The 19,306-nt window shown below is 53.6% G+C and carries 13 protein-coding genes and 4 pseudogenes; 7 read left to right on the forward strand and 10 right to left on the reverse strand.

Going from position 1 to position 19,306, the window contains the following annotated elements:
- Positions 1 to 784: 784 nt before the first annotated feature.
- A complete protein-coding gene (gene xacF / locus BDK88_RS19760; protein ID WP_130501859.1) occupies positions 785 to 2,236 on the forward strand; it encodes a 2,5-dioxovalerate dehydrogenase in 1,452 nt (483 codons plus the stop codon).
- A gap of 19 nt (positions 2,237 to 2,255) precedes the next feature.
- Here xacF and BDK88_RS21970 read toward each other — a convergent pair.
- Positions 2,256 to 2,780, reverse strand: a pseudogene (locus BDK88_RS21970) (IS6 family transposase); the annotation flags it as partial.
- Between the two features lie 152 nt (positions 2,781 to 2,932).
- Here BDK88_RS21970 and BDK88_RS21975 point away from each other — a divergent pair.
- A pseudogene (locus BDK88_RS21975) lies at positions 2,933 to 3,052 on the forward strand (IS5/IS1182 family transposase); the annotation flags it as partial.
- Positions 3,053 to 3,264: 212 nt separating this feature from the next.
- On the opposite strand, the gene BDK88_RS19770 reads toward BDK88_RS21975, so the two are convergent.
- Positions 3,265 to 4,635 (reverse strand): NAD-dependent succinate-semialdehyde dehydrogenase, encoded by a 1,371-nt coding sequence (locus tag BDK88_RS19770; protein WP_130501860.1) that lies wholly within the window; start codon positions 4,633 to 4,635, stop codon positions 3,265 to 3,267.
- A gap of 547 nt (positions 4,636 to 5,182) precedes the next feature.
- Here BDK88_RS19770 and BDK88_RS19775 point away from each other — a divergent pair.
- Positions 5,183 to 5,668: an Lrp/AsnC family transcriptional regulator gene (locus BDK88_RS19775; protein WP_130501894.1), complete on the forward strand. Its 486-nt coding sequence runs from the start codon at positions 5,183 to 5,185 to the stop codon at positions 5,666 to 5,668.
- 86 nt (positions 5,669 to 5,754) lie between these two features.
- On the opposite strand, the gene BDK88_RS19780 is transcribed toward BDK88_RS19775, so the two are convergent.
- The 4 genes from BDK88_RS19780 to BDK88_RS19795 all read right to left on the reverse strand — a co-directional run bounded on the left by BDK88_RS19780 (position 5,755) and on the right by BDK88_RS19795 (position 9,819).
- Entirely contained in the window at positions 5,755 to 6,975 is a 1,221-nt protein-coding gene (locus tag BDK88_RS19780; protein ID WP_130501861.1) for a CaiB/BaiF CoA transferase family protein, read from the reverse strand.
- Between the two features lie 3 nt (positions 6,976 to 6,978).
- Positions 6,979 to 8,142, reverse strand: coding sequence for an acyl-CoA dehydrogenase family protein (locus BDK88_RS19785; RefSeq protein WP_130501862.1), 1,164 nt, complete (start codon positions 8,140 to 8,142; stop codon positions 6,979 to 6,981).
- A 199-nt stretch (positions 8,143 to 8,341) separates the two neighbouring features.
- Positions 8,342 to 9,646, reverse strand: a complete 1,305-nt coding sequence (gdhB, locus tag BDK88_RS19790; RefSeq protein WP_130501863.1) for a glutamate dehydrogenase GdhB — start codon at positions 9,644 to 9,646, stop codon at positions 8,342 to 8,344.
- Positions 9,647 to 9,657: 11 nt separating this feature from the next.
- Positions 9,658 to 9,819, reverse strand: coding sequence for a rubrerythrin-like domain-containing protein (locus BDK88_RS19795; protein ID WP_130501864.1), 162 nt, complete (start codon positions 9,817 to 9,819; stop codon positions 9,658 to 9,660).
- Positions 9,820 to 12,260: 2,441 nt separating this feature from the next.
- Here BDK88_RS19795 and BDK88_RS19800 point away from each other — a divergent pair.
- Entirely contained in the window at positions 12,261 to 12,437 is a 177-nt protein-coding gene (locus tag BDK88_RS19800) for a hypothetical protein (protein WP_130501895.1), read from the forward strand.
- Here the strand turns inward: BDK88_RS19800 and BDK88_RS19805 are convergent.
- A pseudogene (locus BDK88_RS19805) lies at positions 12,425 to 13,268 on the reverse strand (restriction endonuclease); the annotation flags it as partial. The gene BDK88_RS19800 and the pseudogene BDK88_RS19805 overlap by 13 nt on opposite strands.
- Positions 13,269 to 13,404: 136 nt before the next feature.
- Here BDK88_RS19805 and BDK88_RS19810 point away from each other — a divergent pair.
- Both BDK88_RS19810 and BDK88_RS19815 read left to right on the forward strand, forming a co-directional pair.
- Positions 13,405 to 13,718: pseudogene (locus BDK88_RS19810) on the forward strand (toxin-antitoxin system TumE family protein).
- A gap of 24 nt (positions 13,719 to 13,742) precedes the next feature.
- Positions 13,743 to 14,162, forward strand: coding sequence for an HVO_A0114 family putative DNA-binding protein (locus BDK88_RS19815; RefSeq protein WP_130501865.1), 420 nt, complete (start codon positions 13,743 to 13,745; stop codon positions 14,160 to 14,162).
- A 411-nt stretch (positions 14,163 to 14,573) separates the two neighbouring features.
- Here the strand turns inward: BDK88_RS19815 and tuf are convergent, their stop codons facing one another.
- The 3 genes from tuf to BDK88_RS19825 all read right to left on the reverse strand — a co-directional run bounded on the left by tuf (position 14,574) and on the right by BDK88_RS19825 (position 17,847).
- Positions 14,574 to 15,845, reverse strand: coding sequence for a translation elongation factor EF-1 subunit alpha (gene tuf, locus BDK88_RS19820; protein ID WP_130501866.1), 1,272 nt, complete (start codon positions 15,843 to 15,845; stop codon positions 14,574 to 14,576).
- 248 nt (positions 15,846 to 16,093) lie between these two features.
- Positions 16,094 to 16,252: a DUF7837 family putative zinc-binding protein gene (locus BDK88_RS22570; RefSeq protein WP_449406712.1), complete on the reverse strand. Its 159-nt coding sequence runs from the start codon at positions 16,250 to 16,252 to the stop codon at positions 16,094 to 16,096.
- Between the two features lie 938 nt (positions 16,253 to 17,190).
- Entirely contained in the window at positions 17,191 to 17,847 is a 657-nt protein-coding gene (locus BDK88_RS19825) for a helix-turn-helix domain-containing protein (RefSeq protein ID WP_130501867.1), read from the reverse strand.
- 84 nt (positions 17,848 to 17,931) lie between these two features.
- Between BDK88_RS19825 and BDK88_RS19830 the strand changes: the two genes are divergently transcribed.
- Entirely contained in the window at positions 17,932 to 19,137 is a 1,206-nt protein-coding gene (locus BDK88_RS19830) for an FAD-dependent monooxygenase (protein ID WP_130501868.1), read from the forward strand.
- The last annotated feature ends 169 nt before the right edge of the window (positions 19,138 to 19,306 follow it).

Below are 19,306 nucleotides of genomic sequence, written 5' to 3' on the forward strand. Positions count from 1 at the left end.
TCTTGAAGTTGTAATGACTTACCGCCAATCTACGCTGCAAGGGTGTGATTGATATCTACCGTCTCCACTGAACGTCACTGCACATCGATTGCACGACGGCTGTGCGATCAGTATGTAACTCGTTTCGGTTGTTACTGTAGTATAATTGAATTGACTTCTTCGAATGCTGTTAATCATAATTTAAAGGTGCATCTTCTAACGTTGGAATATTATGTCCTAAGATAGTGAAAGGCCGTATTACATCTATACACTTGTAAACTACCACTATATTACAGACAGAGCTTTTTAATTTGGTCGATAAATACCATTATTGATGATTATTGTTCCCAGGCGTTGTTAAACCGCATTCACTGACTTGGCGTGTTTAATCGACGGTTCGTTATCGAGTGCGTGGTAATTCGGGAGTGATCGTAGTAGGCGGTGTAGGCAGTCAGCCAGGGCTGCATGCTGGCTTGACTGCCGTTCCAAGTCTGGTGAAATTGGCCAATACGCATCGTGAAGCCTGAAACAGATTTCACGATATTTCGCTCAGAGTAATCGAAATCGCCGCTTCGATCAGTTCTTGCGAAGTCAGTTAGGGCCCATCTCATTGACGAGAGACTCCGTGTCTGTGACGCGATGTCTCTCTTTGAGTTCCCGAAGGAACTACGTCGGTGCTTTCGTCGCACGTTGGGGAGAAAAAGTTCTTGATAGAAGGGCTTCTTACTCATCAGCCTCGATTTACCAGTGGCATCACGAACTCTTTCCAAACATCTAAGATAGTTCGTAGCGAAATATTGTCTGTATGTCGGACACGTACAGAAACTACTGTAACGGTGAGTGGGTTGAATCGGAATCTGGCAATACGTTCTCTGTCAATAACCCTGCAGACGTAGAGGATATCATCGGTCATTTCCAACTGTCCACTGCGGCAGACGCAAATCAGGCTATCGATGCAGCCTCAGCAGCACAACCAGAATGGGCGGCAACACCTGGTGTTGACCGAGGAAAAATTCTACTCGAGACCGCATCACTGCTTGAAGACCGGATGGATGAACTCACTAAAACGCTCTCCCGCGAGGAGGGGAAAACAAGAAGTGAGGCCGCTGGAGAGGTACAACGAGCGGTTGATATTTTCTACTACTATGCCGGGAAGGCCCGTGATTTCGGGGGTACCATCAAATCCCCGAGTGAGCCAAACATGGAACTGTACACAAAAAGTGAACCACTTGGAACAGTAGGGCTCATTACACCCTGGAACTATCCAATCGCAATTCCAGCATGGAAGCTTGCGCCTGCGCTCGCAGCCGGGAACACAGTTGTTCTAAAACCAGCATCAGAGGCACCTCGTGTTTCACAAGCGATTTTCGAGTGCCTTGACGAGGCAGGGCTCCCTGAAGGTGTCGCTAACTACGTAACCGGTTCCGGGAGCGAAGTTGGATCTGCGTTATATCAGCATGATAGTATTGATGGTGTTTCGTTCACGGGTAGCACAACGGTTGGAACAATGGTCGCACAGTCTGCGGCAGACGATCTGAAGCGTGTTCAATGTGAGATGGGCGGGAAAAACCCGACAATCGTCATGCCGAGTGCTGACCTTGATGAGGCCGTCACTATTGTCGGTTCTGGGACGTTCGGAACTACGGGACAGTCCTGCACTGCTACCTCGCGTGCAATCGTCCATGAAGATATCTATAACGAGTTTACTCAGTTACTTACCGAGTACGCTGAATCGCTCGATATTGGGCCCGGACTTGAGGACCCTGATATGGGGCCTCACGTCTCGCAAGACGAAGTTGAATCAACCCTATATTATGTCGATGTCGGTGAGAAGGAAGGCGCAACGCTCGAAACCGGTGGTAGCCGGCCTACTGATCAACAGTACGATGACGGACATTTTGTCGAACCGACTGTCTTCTCTGATGTGACCAGCGACATGCAGATCGCTCAAGAAGAGATCTTTGGACCGGTACTATCGATAATTGAAGTCGCTGATTTCGAGGAGGCGCTTGCAGTCGCAAATGATGTTCAGTTCGGCCTCTCTTCAAGTATCGTCACGCAGGATCTCACAGAAGCAAACCAGTTTATTGACGACATCGAGGCAGGTGTCGCTAAAGTCAACGAGAAAACGACCGGACTGGAACTGCATGTTCCATTCGGTGGCTACAAGAACTCTTCCACCAATACGTATCGGGAACAGGGCGACGCTGGCCTCGATTTCTTCACAACTACTAAAACAGTTTATCTAAATTACTAACTACATTAGTACATCGTGTTCAGATGAACTGATTCCATGCGAAGCTGAACAATTCGAGCCACTCGTCAGCGGTTTCGACTTCCGCGTTGCTGAAACAGTTTGAGGACCGAGAGTTCCGTGTTTTATTACTCTGAAGATACGTTCATCAGCCTTCTTATTTCCGTATTATCCGTATCTGAAATCAAAACCGTGACCGATGACACGCATTCTGTAACGAGTACAAGCCGTTGACGAGAAATACAACATCGTTGATGTCGTGTTTCTCGCTGCGTCCGATGAGAAACGACTGAGCCAGAATCTTCGTTCTGGTCGTCTCAGGCTTTGTGTGCAGCAAAGCATTCGTTTGCGGGTCGACAGCGGCGTACAGCCAACACCTCTCAGCACTCAGTTGAATTATGGTTTTATTAGCCGCAATGAGATCTGATGATCGCCCATCCTTCGACTGTAGATCGGCCTTGTGAACACCACTTCTGTACCGTCGATCGAGCACGTACGACACAAATATCTCAAGAAAAGATATAGTATTCGAAAGTGAGAGTCCAGCTGGATACGGCTATACACTCGACTTCATTAGCAGCCGTGATATCATAACTCGTTGATGCGGTAACGTAAGTCGCTCTTGATTTTATCGTTCGACTATGTTAAAAGAAATCGACACAGATCTCTGTGAGCGGATCGCCCGCCGAAACGCGGTCGATCTTCGAATCATATGACCACGCACACGACGCCCGTATTGACGACAATCGGTACGCTCAGCAGTCAATGACCGAAACCGCGAACTCAGGGATAAGGCGCTCGCTCGACTACGCCGTGCGAACGCCTGCATAGTATCGAGGATGTGGAATTCCGTGAAGGTTATAATATATGATTTATACCATCAGGGGCCATGCCACAATGAAATACAATACCGTGTGGCGATTCAACAGAGCCGAATTGGGACAGCGGCAGGGCGGATACTCAAGGAACGGAATACAGCGAACGACGAGTGATAGTTACTGTGAGAACGCTCAATAGTCGGCTAGTCTGATCTATTCTACCCAGACCGTTTTTCTGTTCACGAACTCTTGGATACCAATCGCTGATAATTCTCGACCATAACCGGAATCACCGATACCGCCGAACGGGACGCGAGGGTCCGACTTGACGAGTTGATTGACATAGACACATCCCGCATTGACATCACGAGCCAATCGTTCACCACGTTCTCGGTCAGCGGTCCAGATACTCGCTCCTAGTCCAAACCGCGTGTCGTTGGCAATCTCGAGCGCTTCGGCTTCGTCGCTAGCATGATAGACTGTCGCGACGGGACCGAACAACTCTTCGGAATCCGCCGGACAGTCTGCTGGGACATCTTTCAGGACGGTCGGCTTGTAGTATGCTCCTGGTCGATCGAGCGGTTCACCACCGGTTAGGACCGTTGCTCCGGCATCGACGCTGGCAGTCACCTGCTCGTGAAGATTATTACAGAAGTCGGCTCGAGCTTGCGGACCGATATCCGTCTCTTCGTCCAGAGGGTTGCCAATGGTCAACGCTTCGACTTCCTCAACCAACAGGTCTACAAATTCATCATAGACGGCGTCGTGGACGACGAACCGCTTCGCAGCGATACACGATTGGCCGCCGTTCTGATTGCGCGCCCACGCACCCTTCTCGGCCACGCGTTTGATATCAGCATCGTCAAGGACAATGAACGGGTCACTCCCACCGAGCTCAAGGACGGTCTTTTTCAGGTTTTCACCTGCTGTCGACGCAACGGCTCGTCCTGCTGGTCCACTCCCGGTGAGTGTTGCAGCACGTATACGTTCGTCGGCGATGATATCGTCGACATACTCCACCGGTGCTAGCAGGGACTGAAAAACACCGTCGGGGTAGCCGGCCGTACGGAAGATGTCCTCAATCGCCCGTGCACAGCCTGGGACGTTCGTAGCATGCTTTAAAATTCCAACATTCCCTGCGGTAAGATACGGTGCGGCAAACCGAAATACCTGCCAGAACGGGAAGTTCCATGGCATGATCGCAAGGACGGCGCCAAGTGGGTCATACGCCGTCTTAACGCTTGACCCGGCTGGGCTTGGGTGATGTTCGTCGGCGAGATAGACGCTCGCGTGCTGAGCGTAATGCTCACACCCCCAAATACATTTCTCGATTTCTGCAGTCGCCTGCGAAATCGGTTTGCCCATTTCTTGTGTTATCAATTCGGCGTACTCGGCCTTTCGTTCCCGAAGTACGTCCGCAACACTCGAAAGGAGATTTTCCCGCTCCCGTAGTGGTCGATCTCGCCAGTCGTTGAAGGCTTCCGATGCTTGGGTGAGCGTCGCTTCCACGTCGCGCGTATCGGCTTGTTCATATGTCTCGATGTGCTCACCGGTTGCCGGATTGATCACTTCAATCTCGCTCATGGAATTCTTCTCTACTACACAGACACACTCTATCGGAATGAATCTAGCTTATCTAGCCAACATCGGATCTAGTACAATATATTAGAGAGATATCGAACGGCATGAGTTATTAGTATACTACTACATCTTTCACAGCGTACATGGCGAATTCAGACCATGCCAAATCTAGATTCTAGTGAGGGGTGAAATGAGCGTGCAAGCAGTGCGTCCGACAGGTACACGCCAGGGAATCCGAACGTCACTGTTAATGTCGGTAATACGATGGTTCTCCGATAGGGTCTTCAGTAGTCAGTCTGTCCTTGGTCGCGGACGTGTAACACGAGGAGACGATGACCATCATCCACGCGAGGACAACGCCGATCCACTGGCGATCTAGCCGAGCACCTGTCTATCAAACAGTGGTGAGAACACCGAGAAGCTGTCACTACGCGCTTCGGTCAGTAACGACAGAGATGTCTCGTCTGCACTACGGCCTCGGTCTCCCAGTGGCCTAACCAATATTCCTATATACGTGATGCTACTATTGGATAGTATTCAGGATTCGCCCATGGATGAGAAAGATATTCGGATTTTATCGGCGATTGCCAGAGAGGGAACGGCGAGCCCGGAAAAGCTTGAGGATGCGACTGGAATACCGAAATCGACGGTTCACTATCGGTTGAACCAGCTCCGCGAATCTGATGTCATCACTAACGATCTCTATGATCTCGATCTAGAGAAAGTCGGTATCTCTATCACGCTCATTTCGGAAATCTGGGCGGAGTTCGAAGAAGGATATCACGAAACTGTCGGCGATAAACTCGCCTCGGTCGAGGGTGTTAATCAGGTGTACTTTACCATGGGAGATACCGACTTCATCGCAATCGCTCACGTGACGAGTCGCGAGATGGTCGAGTCGCTCGTTGAGGACTACGAAGCCATTGGAGAAATTGAGCGAACGTCCTCAAAGTTTGCCATCAAGACGGTCAAGGATGAACAGAACCCGCTCAACGACTTCGACGTCGAGACGCTCATTGAGGAGCTCGCCGACTGATTCAACCACGGCTCGCCCGCGTCCTCGTCTTCGCTGACCGAGTGCACAACCACTGGTTAGGTGATCCGTGGAACTCTCGTCTTTCTTTAGATAACGTCACGGTCGGCGAGTTCTGCGATCATCTCGTCGTCGTACCCGAACTCGTTGAGGATTTCTTCGGTGTGTTCGCCGAGCAGCGGTGGATGCCGCTCAATCACGGTTGGTGTCCGTGAGAAGTGCATCGGACTCCCTGCCATTTCCACGGACCCGATAGTCGGGTGATCGACGGTCTGGTGCATGTTCCGTGCCTGCACCTGTGGACTTTCGAATACGTCTTCCATATCGCGGACGCGACTAGCGGGGACGCCAGCGTCCTCCATCCGCGCGACAGCCTCGGCAGTCGAATACTGTGAGAACTCCTCGTCGAGAATTTGATCGAGTTCCGAACGGTTCGCGACGCGATCAGCGTTGACTGAGAAGCGCTCATCATCGATCAGGTCCTCACGGTCGAGTGCGTGGCAGAATTTCGGCCAGATATTCTCGGAAGCTGTCGCGACTACGACATAGCCATCGCGAGTCTCGAACGCCTGATAGGGCGCAATCGTCGGATGTTTGCTTCCCATGCGCCCCGGCGGGTCGCCCGTCGCGAAATAGTACGATGCCATGTAACTCATCCATGCGACCTGTCCATCGAGTAGGCTGACGTCGATCTTCTGGCCGTTACCGTCGCCAAGTTCCCGATAGAGCAGGGCTGCGAGGATGGCCTGCGTAGCGTACATGCCTGCCCCGATATCAGCGATCGCGACGCCGACACGCACCGGGGGTCCGTTTTCTTCGCCGGTGATACTCATCAGACCACCTTCGGCCTGCATCATGATGTCATAAGCTGGTCGGTCCTTTTGTGGTCCCCACTCACCGTAGCCCGACAGCGAACAGTAAATCAGTTCAGGATTGACCTCACTGAGCGTCGAGTAGTCCAATCCCCACTCTTCCATCTTCCCGACCCGGAAATTCTCGACGAGAACATCAGCCTCCGATGCCAAGTCGCAGAACACCTCGCGCCCCTCTTCGCTGGCGAGGTTTAGCGTTAGCGAGCGCTTGTTGCGGTTGACACTGACATAGTAGGCGCTCTCCTCGCCGTAGGTCGGCGGGTGCCAGCCACGAGTCTGGTCGCCACCGTCCGGCCGTTCAATTTTGATGACTTCCGCGCCCAAGTCACCCAGTTGCATCGTACAGAATGGCCCGACGAGGACCCGCGAGGCATCAAGGATGGTCAGTCCGTCGAGGGGCTGGTCGTCGCCATCTGGAGTGCGTGCCTCGCCAGTCATGGATCACTCGTAGGCAGCAATACCGGTTAGGTCCTCGCCGAGGATGAGGGTGTGGATATCGTGAGTTCCCTCGTAGGTGTAGACCGTCTCGAGGTTGGCCATGTGACGCATCGGCGAGTAGTCCGCCGTAATCCCGTTGCCGCCAAGCATCTCGCGGGCAATACGTGACTGGTCACGGGCCATCCGGACGTTGTTGCGCTTGGCCATCGAGACGTGCTGAGGGCGCATGTCTCCCCGTTCCTTGAGATCCGCGAGTCGGTGGGCGAGTAGCTGGGCGAGCGTGATCTGGGTCGCCATCTCGGCGAGTTTGTCCTGCTGGAGCTGGAAGCGGGCGATCGGACCGCCGAACTGCTCGCGATCGGTGGCGTACTGGCGTGCAGTCTCGAAGGCGTCCTGGGCGGCTCCGATGGCACCCCAAGCAATACCGTAGCGGGCCTGGGTGAGACAGGACAGTGGTCCCTTCATGCCAGAGACGCCGGGAAGAACGTTCTCCTCGGGGACAACCACGTCGTTGAGGCCGATCTCGCCGGTGATCGAGGCCCGCAGGGAGAGCTTCTCGTCAATCTTGTTCGTACTGACGCCGTCGCGGTCGGTCTCGACTAAAAAGCCTCGGACGGGCGTGTCAGGGTCGGTCTGGTCACGGGCCCAGACGATAGCCACGTCGGCGATGGGGGAGTTGGTGATCCAGGTTTTCGAGCCGTTCAGCAGGTATCCCTCGTCGGCTTCCTCAGCGCGAGTCTCCATTGCGGTGGGGTTCGAGCCGTGTTCAGGCTCAGTGAGGCCGAAACAACCGACGGCCTCGCCGGAGCCCAGTTTGGGGAGCCAGTGTTCTTTCTGCTCCTCGCTGCCATAGGCGTGGATCGGGTACATGACGAGTGCGCCCTGAACGCTCGCCATCGAGCGCAGGCCCGAGTCACACGCCTCCAGTTCCTGCATTAACAGGCCGTAGGCCTTCTCACTGACGTTGGGCGAGCCATAGCCTTCGAGATTGGGCGCATAAAACCCCATCTCGCCCATTTTCTCGATGAGATCCGTGGGAAAAGTTCCTTCAATCCAGTGCTCGCCGATGTCGGGCCGTACCTCCTCGTCGACGAACTCCCGCGCCGACTCCTGGATCATCTTCTCTTCTGCTGAAAGATCCGCTTCCACTTCGTAGTAATCGAGCATGAGTCTACACATGGTTCTAATATATAATAAAATTTTGGATTAGGTACATCCTAGAGCCATATAGTTGGAAATACTATAGCAGGGGTAGATTCCTTCTTGATCGCCAACTATCTATCTGTGCAATCGACGGGGAACTGTATAGCGGAGTGTCGGATTTGTCCTGGTCCTACTGATCAGGCGTCTCGTTGAATCGCTGTGATCACGGCCAGAGACCGCGATTAGCATGGGCGTCAACCAACCGCGAGAGTGCGACGATGTATGCCGCATCTCGCCACGTCACATCTCTCTTTTCAACCTCTGCCCGAACGTCATTCCACGCAGACATCATTTCTTGGTCTAGTTCGTCCTGTACTTCCTCGAGCGACCACGACCGTCGGTTGATATCTTGGAGCCACTCGAAGTAGGAGACTGTGACCCCTCCGGCATTGGCGAGGATATCCGGGACGACCGGAATATCGCGTTCGGCTAGGATCGCATCCGCCGCGAACGTCGTCGGGCCGTTTGCACCTTCGACGATGAGATGGGCTTGAATACTGTCGGCGTTGGCTTCGGTAATCACGTCACCGATCGCTGCCGGAATGAGAAGATCGACGTCCAACGTGAGCAGTTCGTCGTTCCCGATCGTCTCGTCAGCGTAGTCGGTAACAGCCTCGGGTTCCTCGTCGTGTGACGGGATCGTATGTGGATCGAGCCCTGCTGGATCGTAGGCTGCTCCGTTAACGTCACTGACCGCGACAATGGTTGCGCCCCACTCATCGAGCAGGCGGGCTGCGTTCGCCCCGACGCTTCCGAACCCCTGGACGGCGACGGTCGTCTCCGTGAGAGGATAGTCGTAGTAGTTGCAGGCTTCGCGAGCAATAAGTGCGACGCTCCGTCCTGGCGCTTCTTCTCGGCCATAACTACCTCCGATGACAGGCGGTTTACCAGTCACAACACCCGGGAGCGTCTCTGCCTCTTGCATGCTGTAGGCATCCATGATCCACGACATCGTCTGAGAATCGGTCCCCATGTCGGGTGCAGGAATGTCTTTGTTTGGCCCGATGGTGTCTCGAATTTCGTCTGTGAATCGTCTAGTAAGGCGTTCTTTTTCTGACGTGCTCAGCTCTTTCGGGTCAACGACGATACCGCCTTTTGCGCCGCCGAACGGCAGGTCCATCACAGCACACTTCCATGTCATCCACATCGAGAGACCAATACACTCCTCGCGAGTGACTCCTGGGTGATATCGTAATCCGCCCTTGTATGGACCGCGAACGCTGTCGTGATGAGCACGATAGCCAGTGAAAACGTCAACCGTGCCATCATCGCGTTCAACTGGTACTGTTACCTCATGTACCGCTGCTGGATATTTGAGGCGTTCAATGATGTTGGAATCAATATCGAGGTGAGCTGCAGCGTGTTCAAGTTGGCGTCGCGCCGTTGCAACTGCTGACGTGACTTCCTCTTCGTCGTCGGGCTGCGACACTGTACTTTCGACTGTCGTTGGAGGTGTATTAGAGGACATCTCTTGTGGTATCAGAGATCGCGCTTATTCGAGCGACAGAGCCCGTTTTGGAAGGTATTAGCACGCCCACAACGAGCGCATTTCTTGCTCCCGGTATCGGTGGAGACAATCTCACCACAGCTCAGACACTCGTATGTCGATGTGGTATCAGAACTACTCCTTATGTCGTACATTACATGCTACTGGTCATTCGGTGGGTGCATAAATATTAGGAATTAATGTAATATAAACTCGTATAATTATATTATAGGTGGATGTCGGCCGGCTGGCATTCTGTGTCCTGGACGATGTGGTACGGTTAAGCAACTTCCTGTACTCGATCTGGTGAATAGTTGATTTCCTCGGTCAAATTGCCCTCACTGGTGAATACAAGAAAGAACCGATGGTAACGGCAGAAAATATACTCACACTGCTAACTAGCTGTTTCTGCTTAGTATTGGCAAAATAGTTTGAGAACGATGAAGTTCGATTTTCTATCTTATCGATGATATATCTAATACGATCCGATTTTCGTGTCGTTTGCATTCCAACTGGGGCTGTGGCTCTGACAGTCGTAGTTCAATGATTGGCCGCTATCGATGAGAAACACGGCGTTGTCAACATCATCGCGGTCCGACGACATCGCCGCTACCAATAGCTGCAGGTGTAAGAGATAATTCTCTCTTTCAGAGACAGTGTTTGTCCTTCTAACGCTCGTTCTGCAGTGATAGCTATGGTCCCACTCACAACGGGTGTGATCATGACCGGTCAGTTGTGGTCTGCACGTGATCGTCTCTTCTCAGAGTAGATATCAATGACATCGTGTGACTGGTATGATGACACCCTATTCAGCGGAACACAATGAACTATTATGTATTACATGACAATTTGAAAAGACTGATATTGATTTGATCAAAACAGTGACTTGGGCGTGAGGATAGGCGGTGGGGGAATAGCGCTCACGCTCAGTCAGAGGCACATCTCAGACGCACGGACCGTGTCGAATACTCGTCTCCACACGAGTCATCTGGGACAAACAGTACGACTTGGAAGGGGTAGCGTTCGGTGGCTCCGTCGGTACCCTGTCTTGAGACGTGATTTTCGTTCGATTGCATTACTCAACGAGCTCTGCCTCCTCTTTGACCGTGATTTCTGGCCCGTTGTCGAATTCAACAACAACCTATAGCCATTGTATTGGAACTCGATTCGGCCAGATTGGGTCGTCCCGTTCTGACGTCCCGACGCAAAGAGATATTCTCCTCTTCCCCAAGACTTCTTTCCATAGTGGTGGATAGACCTCTCGAGCACTAATATATGACGCCAAACGTACCAATTTCTATGATCTCGTGGAGAACTTATTACTGGCTGTAGCTGGAGAAATAGAGATCCGAAAGCGGTGTTGTGCGCCAGACTTGAGCAGTGCTGGTCATGACGAAGCATTATACGACATTCTCAGACTCGCCGCTATGGAATTCCGGAAGGCGGATATCGAGCTTGCTTTTGACTTGAATCGAATCCAGGTCCTCTCCCACTTAGACCGGGAAATAGTGTCGGCGATGGGGATGGGGGAGTGCCTCCATCAACATGGGGGAGTTGGAGGCAATTGGTTGTTATTGGCGATCATTATTAACCATTTACATTCTGATCACTTATTCAACAGATTCATACGAGACATATCCTAAGAGCACACGTGGGGAGGAACAGTGTGGCTCTAATCGATCTCCAGACAGGGAATGCAGTCGATTCGAGACACACGGCTCCTCGCCGCAACTGGGATTGCTCCACCACTGTCTGGTGCCATCAGGATCTCAGATCACCTACCAGTGACACACTACCTGGGACATGAGTGTGCCAACGTCGGCCTCTGGCCGGCGTTTCTGCAAGATTCGGAAGTTGATATCTGAAGCCACGGCTAATGGCGATGATAGCACTGACCGACCGACTGACAAGGGGTTTCCCTGGTCGCAGTCGCATTGACCAAGTTCTCAGTTCCTACGAACAGGCCGATCTCGAGCTGTCGAACACGCTCAGCAGCTGGCCGTCGATCGTTTCCTCACGCATGTTGCCGAGTCTGCCGAATTGTCGATGTCCTTGAACGTGGGTGGCGGACCAGAAGACAACAGGAGGCAAGTCGGCTATTTCATATCTCTCGGAGAATATGTAGTCAACCGCCTTAGTACAGTTAGGGAACAAGTTGATAACCTTATGGGACATATGACGGGTTGGCGCGGACAAGGTGGGTCAACCTACACTCCTGTATCGTTGCCCCTTCCTCGATCACAAGTCAGGGGGAACACTTGTCCACGCCAGCCGAGATCGGCACGTCCCACAAGATCCACAACTGGTTTCGTCTCCGATCTCTGGCTTTTAAGTGCCATCCGAACTTTGAAAAACTCATGTTGGTCTCTGTCCAGTATTTTTGCAGGGTTCAAGAACTGTATAGAAGAGTGTAATCAATATGCGTGCTGTTTGAGCGTTCCATAATAATACATAATAGAAACATTATTCTTGTTTCGGTGCAGTAACTTGACACTCGGTCTACAAGGCCTAGCGATTCAGAATTCGTATAAGGAAACGATAGCTATCCCGGAATATGGATCAACGCCAGATGAGGGAGCAGTCGCCGTTTCTCCTCATGGCGTTCGGGGCGATACTGTTTCTGATTGCAGCTATTCACTATGCACATGAAATTCTTGTATTGAATACTCTAATCGGGCCACTGGTTGCGCTTTTGTTGGATGGGGTGCCTGCACTTGGACTCATCTATGCGGGATACTGTCTCTCTCAAATCGAGTCTCTCGTCGTGTGGTAGTCTTGCAGTCGGTCGACGGCCCACTCCTTGTACTCGGTCTGGGTCTGTCCGAACCGGCGTTCGGTGACTTGATCAAAGACCTTCTCAAATCGATTCTCATCGAGGTTGACTGTCGTGTGAAGATTCTCGGTGACGAGCGTCGCGACATTGTCATCGGCTACCTGGATAGCCGCGTTCCGCATGGACGACGAACCGTGTTCGCTCGTTGATCTGGTGGATGACACCCACCGATGTCTCGAAGACCGCATTCGTCTCAGCAGTAATCGAGACGACTGGACGGAACGTCACTTGCGAGTGTGGCTCCGGAAGGTCGGATGCCGCCATGTTCTCGATGTCGCGGAATGCCTCTCGAACAGGTGCGTCGACAGTCGCCGCCGGGTCGTAGGGACGTAGCGTCTCGTCACAGAGGATCTCGATGCGGCCGTTATAGAGGTCAAGACCGATTTCATCAGCAATCTCGCGGAGCTCCGTGCCGTCGATCAGTTCGATAGGATAGGGATCGCCATTCTGCTCGAGGCGGTCAGCGTACTCGTAGGCGGGACTGGTAAACCGACCTGTCGTGACGACCATTCCGCGCTTGGGTCCATCAAAGTCAAACGTCGCAATGGCCGAATGCAGTTTCTGTACGACCGGCCGTCCGACGGTCCCTGTATGCTTACACTCGACAACGATCGCTCGTCGAGTCCCGTCGACGACCTCTTCCATCAGAATGTCCCGCCCCTCATCAGCCGTTTTTGCGGCCTGCCGGACGTTTTCGTAACCGAGGTTTCGGAAGACGTCCTCCATCAGATCCTCGAATTCGAACCCGGAGAAATTATCCAAGACAGCCATTTCGGAGATATCCAGAATACATAACTCAATTGTTAAATATGTTCTGAGTTGCTTGAGTGTGTCAGATAGCTATGGGCGGTGTTGGACATTTACCCAACATGCTTTTGCTGTTGGGGAACATCCCAACAGATGAGAGATGGATCATGAACTCACGCATCGGTATACCCACGTCGAAGCCGGACTCGTTGAAAACGTCGTTATACGACGCACGACCGATACAAACACCTACCCGTCCGGCTGGAAATACACACTTCACTTGGGCACGCTACAAGACCTGACGCTCATCCGCTACGACAACGCCCACGAAGACACCAAAGGCCATGAACTCCACACCGCTGCTGGCGATACTGATCTCGAGTTTCCTGGAATGGAAGAACTCCTCTTGAGTTCTGGGCCAATGCTGACGAATACTGGAACACCACTGGCGGCAATCCACCACGTCCCTATTGAAAACCGCATACACCACACCAACCAATGACCACACTTCACATCACCGTCGGCGATCGAGCACAGGTTCGTAAGGACACTCTCCAGTTCATCCAAGACGCCGAAGCTGATGAACTAGATCAGAGTGATGAGCAGGCAGTCCTCCAGTTCGGTACCTACGACGATCTCGTTGACAGTCTCACACCACTGCGTCTAACTCTCATCCAAGCAATCGCCAAAGAGCACCCCTCGAGTATGCGTGAAGCTGCACGGCTCGTCGATCGCGATGTCTCTGATGTCCATGCAGACCTGAAGCACCTCGAGGTGCTGGGTATTCTCGAACTTGAAGAAGGCGGCCCTGGTGGCGCGATACAACCGATTGTCCCCTTCGATAAAATCGAGATGCATATCGACTACCCCCTCCTTGACGACAGCGACGCCGACAGCACTCCTGCCAGTGCAGATTAGTCGCCCGGTTTTCTCATTTGTCAATCGACATGAAGCCATCGCAGAAGTTGGATCGCGGCGGATCAGGACTGCATACGATGCATATCCAGCGTCTCTCCTGAACAAGAGCGGAACACCAGACGACGCGCCGATCAAAATGGAGACCCCGGCATCCGCTGACTAACGACTCTTCAGTTGCACGAGTCCGGCGCATTCTGTGAGACCCCCAGAGGGACGGAAATCTTCTCGAGTTCGATCGACAAACAATCTCACGTTTGGCACTCGTAATACGGAGTTCTCAAGCGACTCAGTCGCTCTGCATGAACTCGGGGAACGAACTCCCCGGGCTTCGAGAGCGAGGGCCAAGCCAACAAAGCAAGGAGTCTCGAGCGCGGCAGCGGGGACCGGCAAGCGCGTTTTTCGACGCTGTTGTCAGGTCCGCTCGTGGACCTCAAGAACCTTCCCGGCCGCGATGGTCTGTCCCATGTCGCGGATGGCGAAGCTTCCGAGTTCGGGGATTTCGCTGGACGGCTCGATGCTGAGGGGCTTTTGCGGTCGGATGGTGACCACAGCAGCGTCACCCGCCTGGATGAAGTCGGGGTTCTCTTCGGCGACCTCGCCGCTCGCGGAGTCGATCTTCTGGTCAATCGACTCGATGGTACACGCGACCTGTGCCGTGTGAGCATGGAAGACCGGCGTGTAACCTGCGGTGATTACGCTGGGGTGTTGCATGACGACGATCTGAGCCTGGAACGTCTCGGCGACGCTCGGTGGGTCGTCGGCGGGACCGCAGACATCACCGCGGCGGATGTCGTCTTTGCCGATGCCGCGGACGTTGAATCCCACGTTGTCACCGGGTTCGGCCCTGGGCACCTCTTCGTGGTGCATCTCGATCGTTTTCACTTCGCCGCCCACGTCAGAGGGCTGGAAAGAAACGTTGTCGCCAGTGGTCATGACACCGGTCTCGATCCGTCCGACGGGGACGGTACCGATGCCCGAAATCGTGTAGACGTCTTGGATCGGAAGTCGCAGCGGCGCGTCCGTTGGTGGCTTCGGTTCAGGCAGGTCGTTCAGCGCCTCGAGCAGGATTTCACCGTCGTACCAGGGCGTGTTGTCAGAGTGCTCGGAAACGTTGTCTCCCTCGAAGGCCGAGACGGGAATGAACGATGCGTCGTCAGTATTGAACTGGACCTGCTTGAGTAGCTGCGTGACTTCTTCGACGACCTCGTTGTAGGTCGACTCCTCGTAATCGACGATATCCATCTTGTTGATACCGACGATGAGTTCGTCAATTCCAAGGGTGCGAGCCAGGAAAACGTGCTCCTGAGTCTGGGGCGCGACGCCGTCGTCAGCGGCGACGACGAGGACGGCGTGATCGGCCTGCGAGGCCCCAGTGATCATGTTCTTCACGAAGTCTCGGTGTCCGGGCGTGTCGACGATGGTGAAGTCGTACGTGTCTGTCGAGAACTCCTGGTGAGCGATGTCGATGGTGACACCGCGTTCGCGTTCCTCGGCAAGGTTATCCATGACGTAGGCGAACTCGAAGCCACCCTTGCCCTTCTCCTCGGCTTCCTCACGGTGCTGTTCGATTACATGCTCGGGTATGCTCCCCGTTTCGTAGAGGAGGCGTCCCACAAGCGTACTCTTCCCGTGATCGACGTGGCCGATAATGGCCAGATTCTGGTGGGGTCTGTCTGCGCTCATGATGGATCGTCTCTGGATCTGCCATCTGAAATACGCGCTAGACACTCGTAAACTCTTGTCAGGATATACTGGAACGTTCGGCGGATGGGAACGACAGACTCGGCTATCGATCTCAAGTAATCCTCCTGCGAACTACGTTCATGGACTCGAGTAACTGGCACCAGTCGGATCTGCTCGTTTACTGACCGCTATCGATCAATAGAAAATTGGTGTTTCCAATCGGTGTGTATCTCAGCAGTATCTGGCAGTCAGCCGGTGTTTTCCGGTTCAACGACTTCACCGCATTCAGGGCATTCTGCGAATACACGTTGCTCGCCGTTCGTCTCGAACTCAATGATAGATTGATGTTTCAGGACTTTAGTGTTACAGAACGAGCAGTTACCGAGCGCCTGGTTTTCGGGAGTCATAGGGAAAGTGGTGGAACCATGGAGCGTGTGACAGGGGAATCCACGGCTCCATTCGATGTGTTTGACGTTTTGGGTGAAAAAGGTGAGCCAGCCACAGTGAAAGTAGAATAGCTCTGTGAACCACCTCGGGGTCAAGCCCCGAAGCACTCGTCTTCCTTATAGGCTGAACAGGCGCAATACCACGCCGTGAACGGCGTGGATACGCGCCGTCACTTGTGGTAACAACCCACCGTTCAAACGCCACCCCCGAGTTTCCCATGGTGATGTTTAAGTGACAGGCGACCTACTGTAGAGTAGGAATCGGTCGGAACGAATCGGATTCCGAACCGTCCTTCGGAGGTCGTTCGAGAGAGTTTTGCTCTCTCGTGACTGAGCGAATCGGAGATTCGCGATGTCCGCGAAACCTTCGGTTTCGCTTGATGACGAAAATCGAAGATTTTCGAACCACGGCCTGTCCGCCCACGAAACGAGGCAGTATCCGAAAAGGCAGTCAGTGAACGCACATTCCAGAAGAGTGTGTCTGTGCTGACCGTTCAAAGCGAGCACCACGATACCCCCGACTCTGCTGACACCTGCCGGCGTCCCGCTGGCAAAAACAACACTGGGACGCCAAACACGGTCGAGGATAGGGGTAACGGCGGTTTGGCACCGCCAGCAGTCCACCAGTTCGATGTGTGGGACTACCCGTGCCCGAAAGGACTGGTAGTCCGGTGACTGGACTGCGAACCTGAAACTCCTACCGCTCGGGATTCCTCCGCGTTTACGCGGAGGAGGATGTCAACTGTAGAGGCTTGATTAGCTCCCAACCCTTGCAGAGGTCGAACCGCTCCGAATCGGGACGGCGTACGATGCATACCCAGCGTCGCTCTTGAACAAGAGTGGAACGCCAGACGACGCGCCGATCAAAGTGGAGACCCCAGCGTCCGCCGACTGACGACTTAGCGAACGAGCGCGTCAAAGACTTGTTTCTCGACTTTCCGAAGGTGTTCACCCACGGTTGTGGGTGCGATCCCAACGCATTCAGCCACGTCCTTGTGAGTCGCCTCCCGGGGAGAACTGTAATACCCAACTTTGACAGCCGCTTCGAGTACTTCTTGCTGACGCGTTGTTAACACTCTCAAAAGCTTATTCACGTCCGGGTCATAGCTTCCTGTTTCCATGACCTCGTACGTCAGCGGGAGTTCCTCATCGACGCGTCGAAGAGCCTCTTGAAATGCTGAATCACTCCCTACGTAGGTAACTCGAACCGATCCATCAGAGTTGATCGTAATCGGCGTCTCGATGACGATGTCCGACTCGCGTTCGAACTCCAAGAATCGCCGCATCACGTCCGAGGGCTGGAACTGACTCACCGCCATCCACCGGTCCTCTCCGGAGACGAGATATTCCTCCACAAGGGAGGACTCCCGCATAATCGCTTCATATCGGCCCGAATCGCCACTCCCCTCAGCAAACACCAGCACTGTATCATCGGCGAGCAGTTCAATATGGTGAATCGCCTCTCGAGTGATCGCCGGTTCGTCTCGCAGCGCCGCCGCAGTTGGGTGAAATGCCTCACCTTCAGCAGGAGTTATTCTGACAGTGAGATATCGCATTGACCGAAGAATCAACTCTAATAACTTAAAGAGCCATGTTTGACCGGCAGTTACGCTTCTACTTTCAAGGCCGTACTGATAGCCATGCAACACCTCGGAGAGACAACAGAGATCGCGATTATCGGCGGCGGGATTTGCGGTCTCACGACTGCACTCGCGCTCGAGCAGCGGGGGCTGTCGCCGACGGTATACGAAGCAGCATCCGAATACCAACCGGTCGGTGCCGGCATTCTCCTCCAGACGAACGCGTTGCTGGTGTTCGACCGGCTCGGAATCGCAGACCAAATCCAGTCGACAGGAGTACCACTCGACAGTGGTCGGATCCTCTCGATGAGTGGTCGAACCCTGCAGCGATTCGATCTGGATGGCGTTGAACGGGCGCACTTCGACTACGGCTATGTCGCAATCCACCGCGGCGACCTGCAGCGACTCCTCCTTGATGAACTCGACTCACGAGTCAAAACAGGCAAAGCCTGTGCAGAAGTTGAAGACACGGACCCACCAACTGCCCGATTCGAAGATGGGACGCGTATCCACCCTGACATCCTCGTTGGCGCAGACGGCATCAATTCGACTGTGCGTGACGTGATCGCTCCCGATATCGAGTTGCAGACGCTCGACGCCACCGTCTATCGAGCCACCGCAACCTGTGAGTTGCCAGAGCAACACCGCACTCGAGGAGTAGAGGTCTGGGGAAAGGGAACCTACACTGGCGGCGCTCCGATCGATTCCGATCGCTTCTATTGGTTCGCTACAGCACCAAGTCCGAGTCCGTTCGAAACGGTGACTACTGGCCGACAGAACATCACGGAACAGTTACGCGAATACTACAGTAGCTTCCCGGAACCAGTTCCGACTGTCATCAATTCGTTCGCCCCTGACGAAGACCTAATCACGACTGGCGTCATGGATGTGCCACCACTTGACCAGTGGTCACGCGGGTCAGTGGTTCTTGCTGGAGATGCCGCTCACGGAATGTTACCGTTCGCCGGTCAAGGTGCAGCACAGGCGATCGAGGACGCACTCGCGTTGGCCGCCGCACTCAGTAGGTATTCTGATCACATAACGGCGCTAGAAACATATGAACGCAAGCGAAAGCATCGTGCCGAGCGGATCCGCTCGGAGTCACACTGGCTTGGAAAGCTCGCGACAATACAATCAAACCTTGGTTGCCGAGCGCGTAATCACGCAGTCAACCTTCTTCCAAACAGCATCTTCCGCCGATTTCGTCACCGGCGAACGACTGGTACTTCACTCCCTGTAACGAAGGACGGAACCGACCTCCGCTGAAATCAACTCTAGCGCTTCACCAGACTACTGGGCTGATACCGTCGAATTCGACGAGACGGCTGTGCGGAAGTGCCTGATGAAGAGCTACGCTGCCGCGCGGTTCATGCTGCTATATATGAGATGTATTTCTGAATAGTGTGGCGGCACACTATGCTTTCCAGGACCAGTC

The sequence above is a fragment of the Natrinema hispanicum genome, from assembly GCF_004217335.1.
Taxonomy (GTDB): Archaea; Halobacteriota; Halobacteria; order Halobacteriales; family Natrialbaceae; genus Natrinema; species Natrinema hispanicum.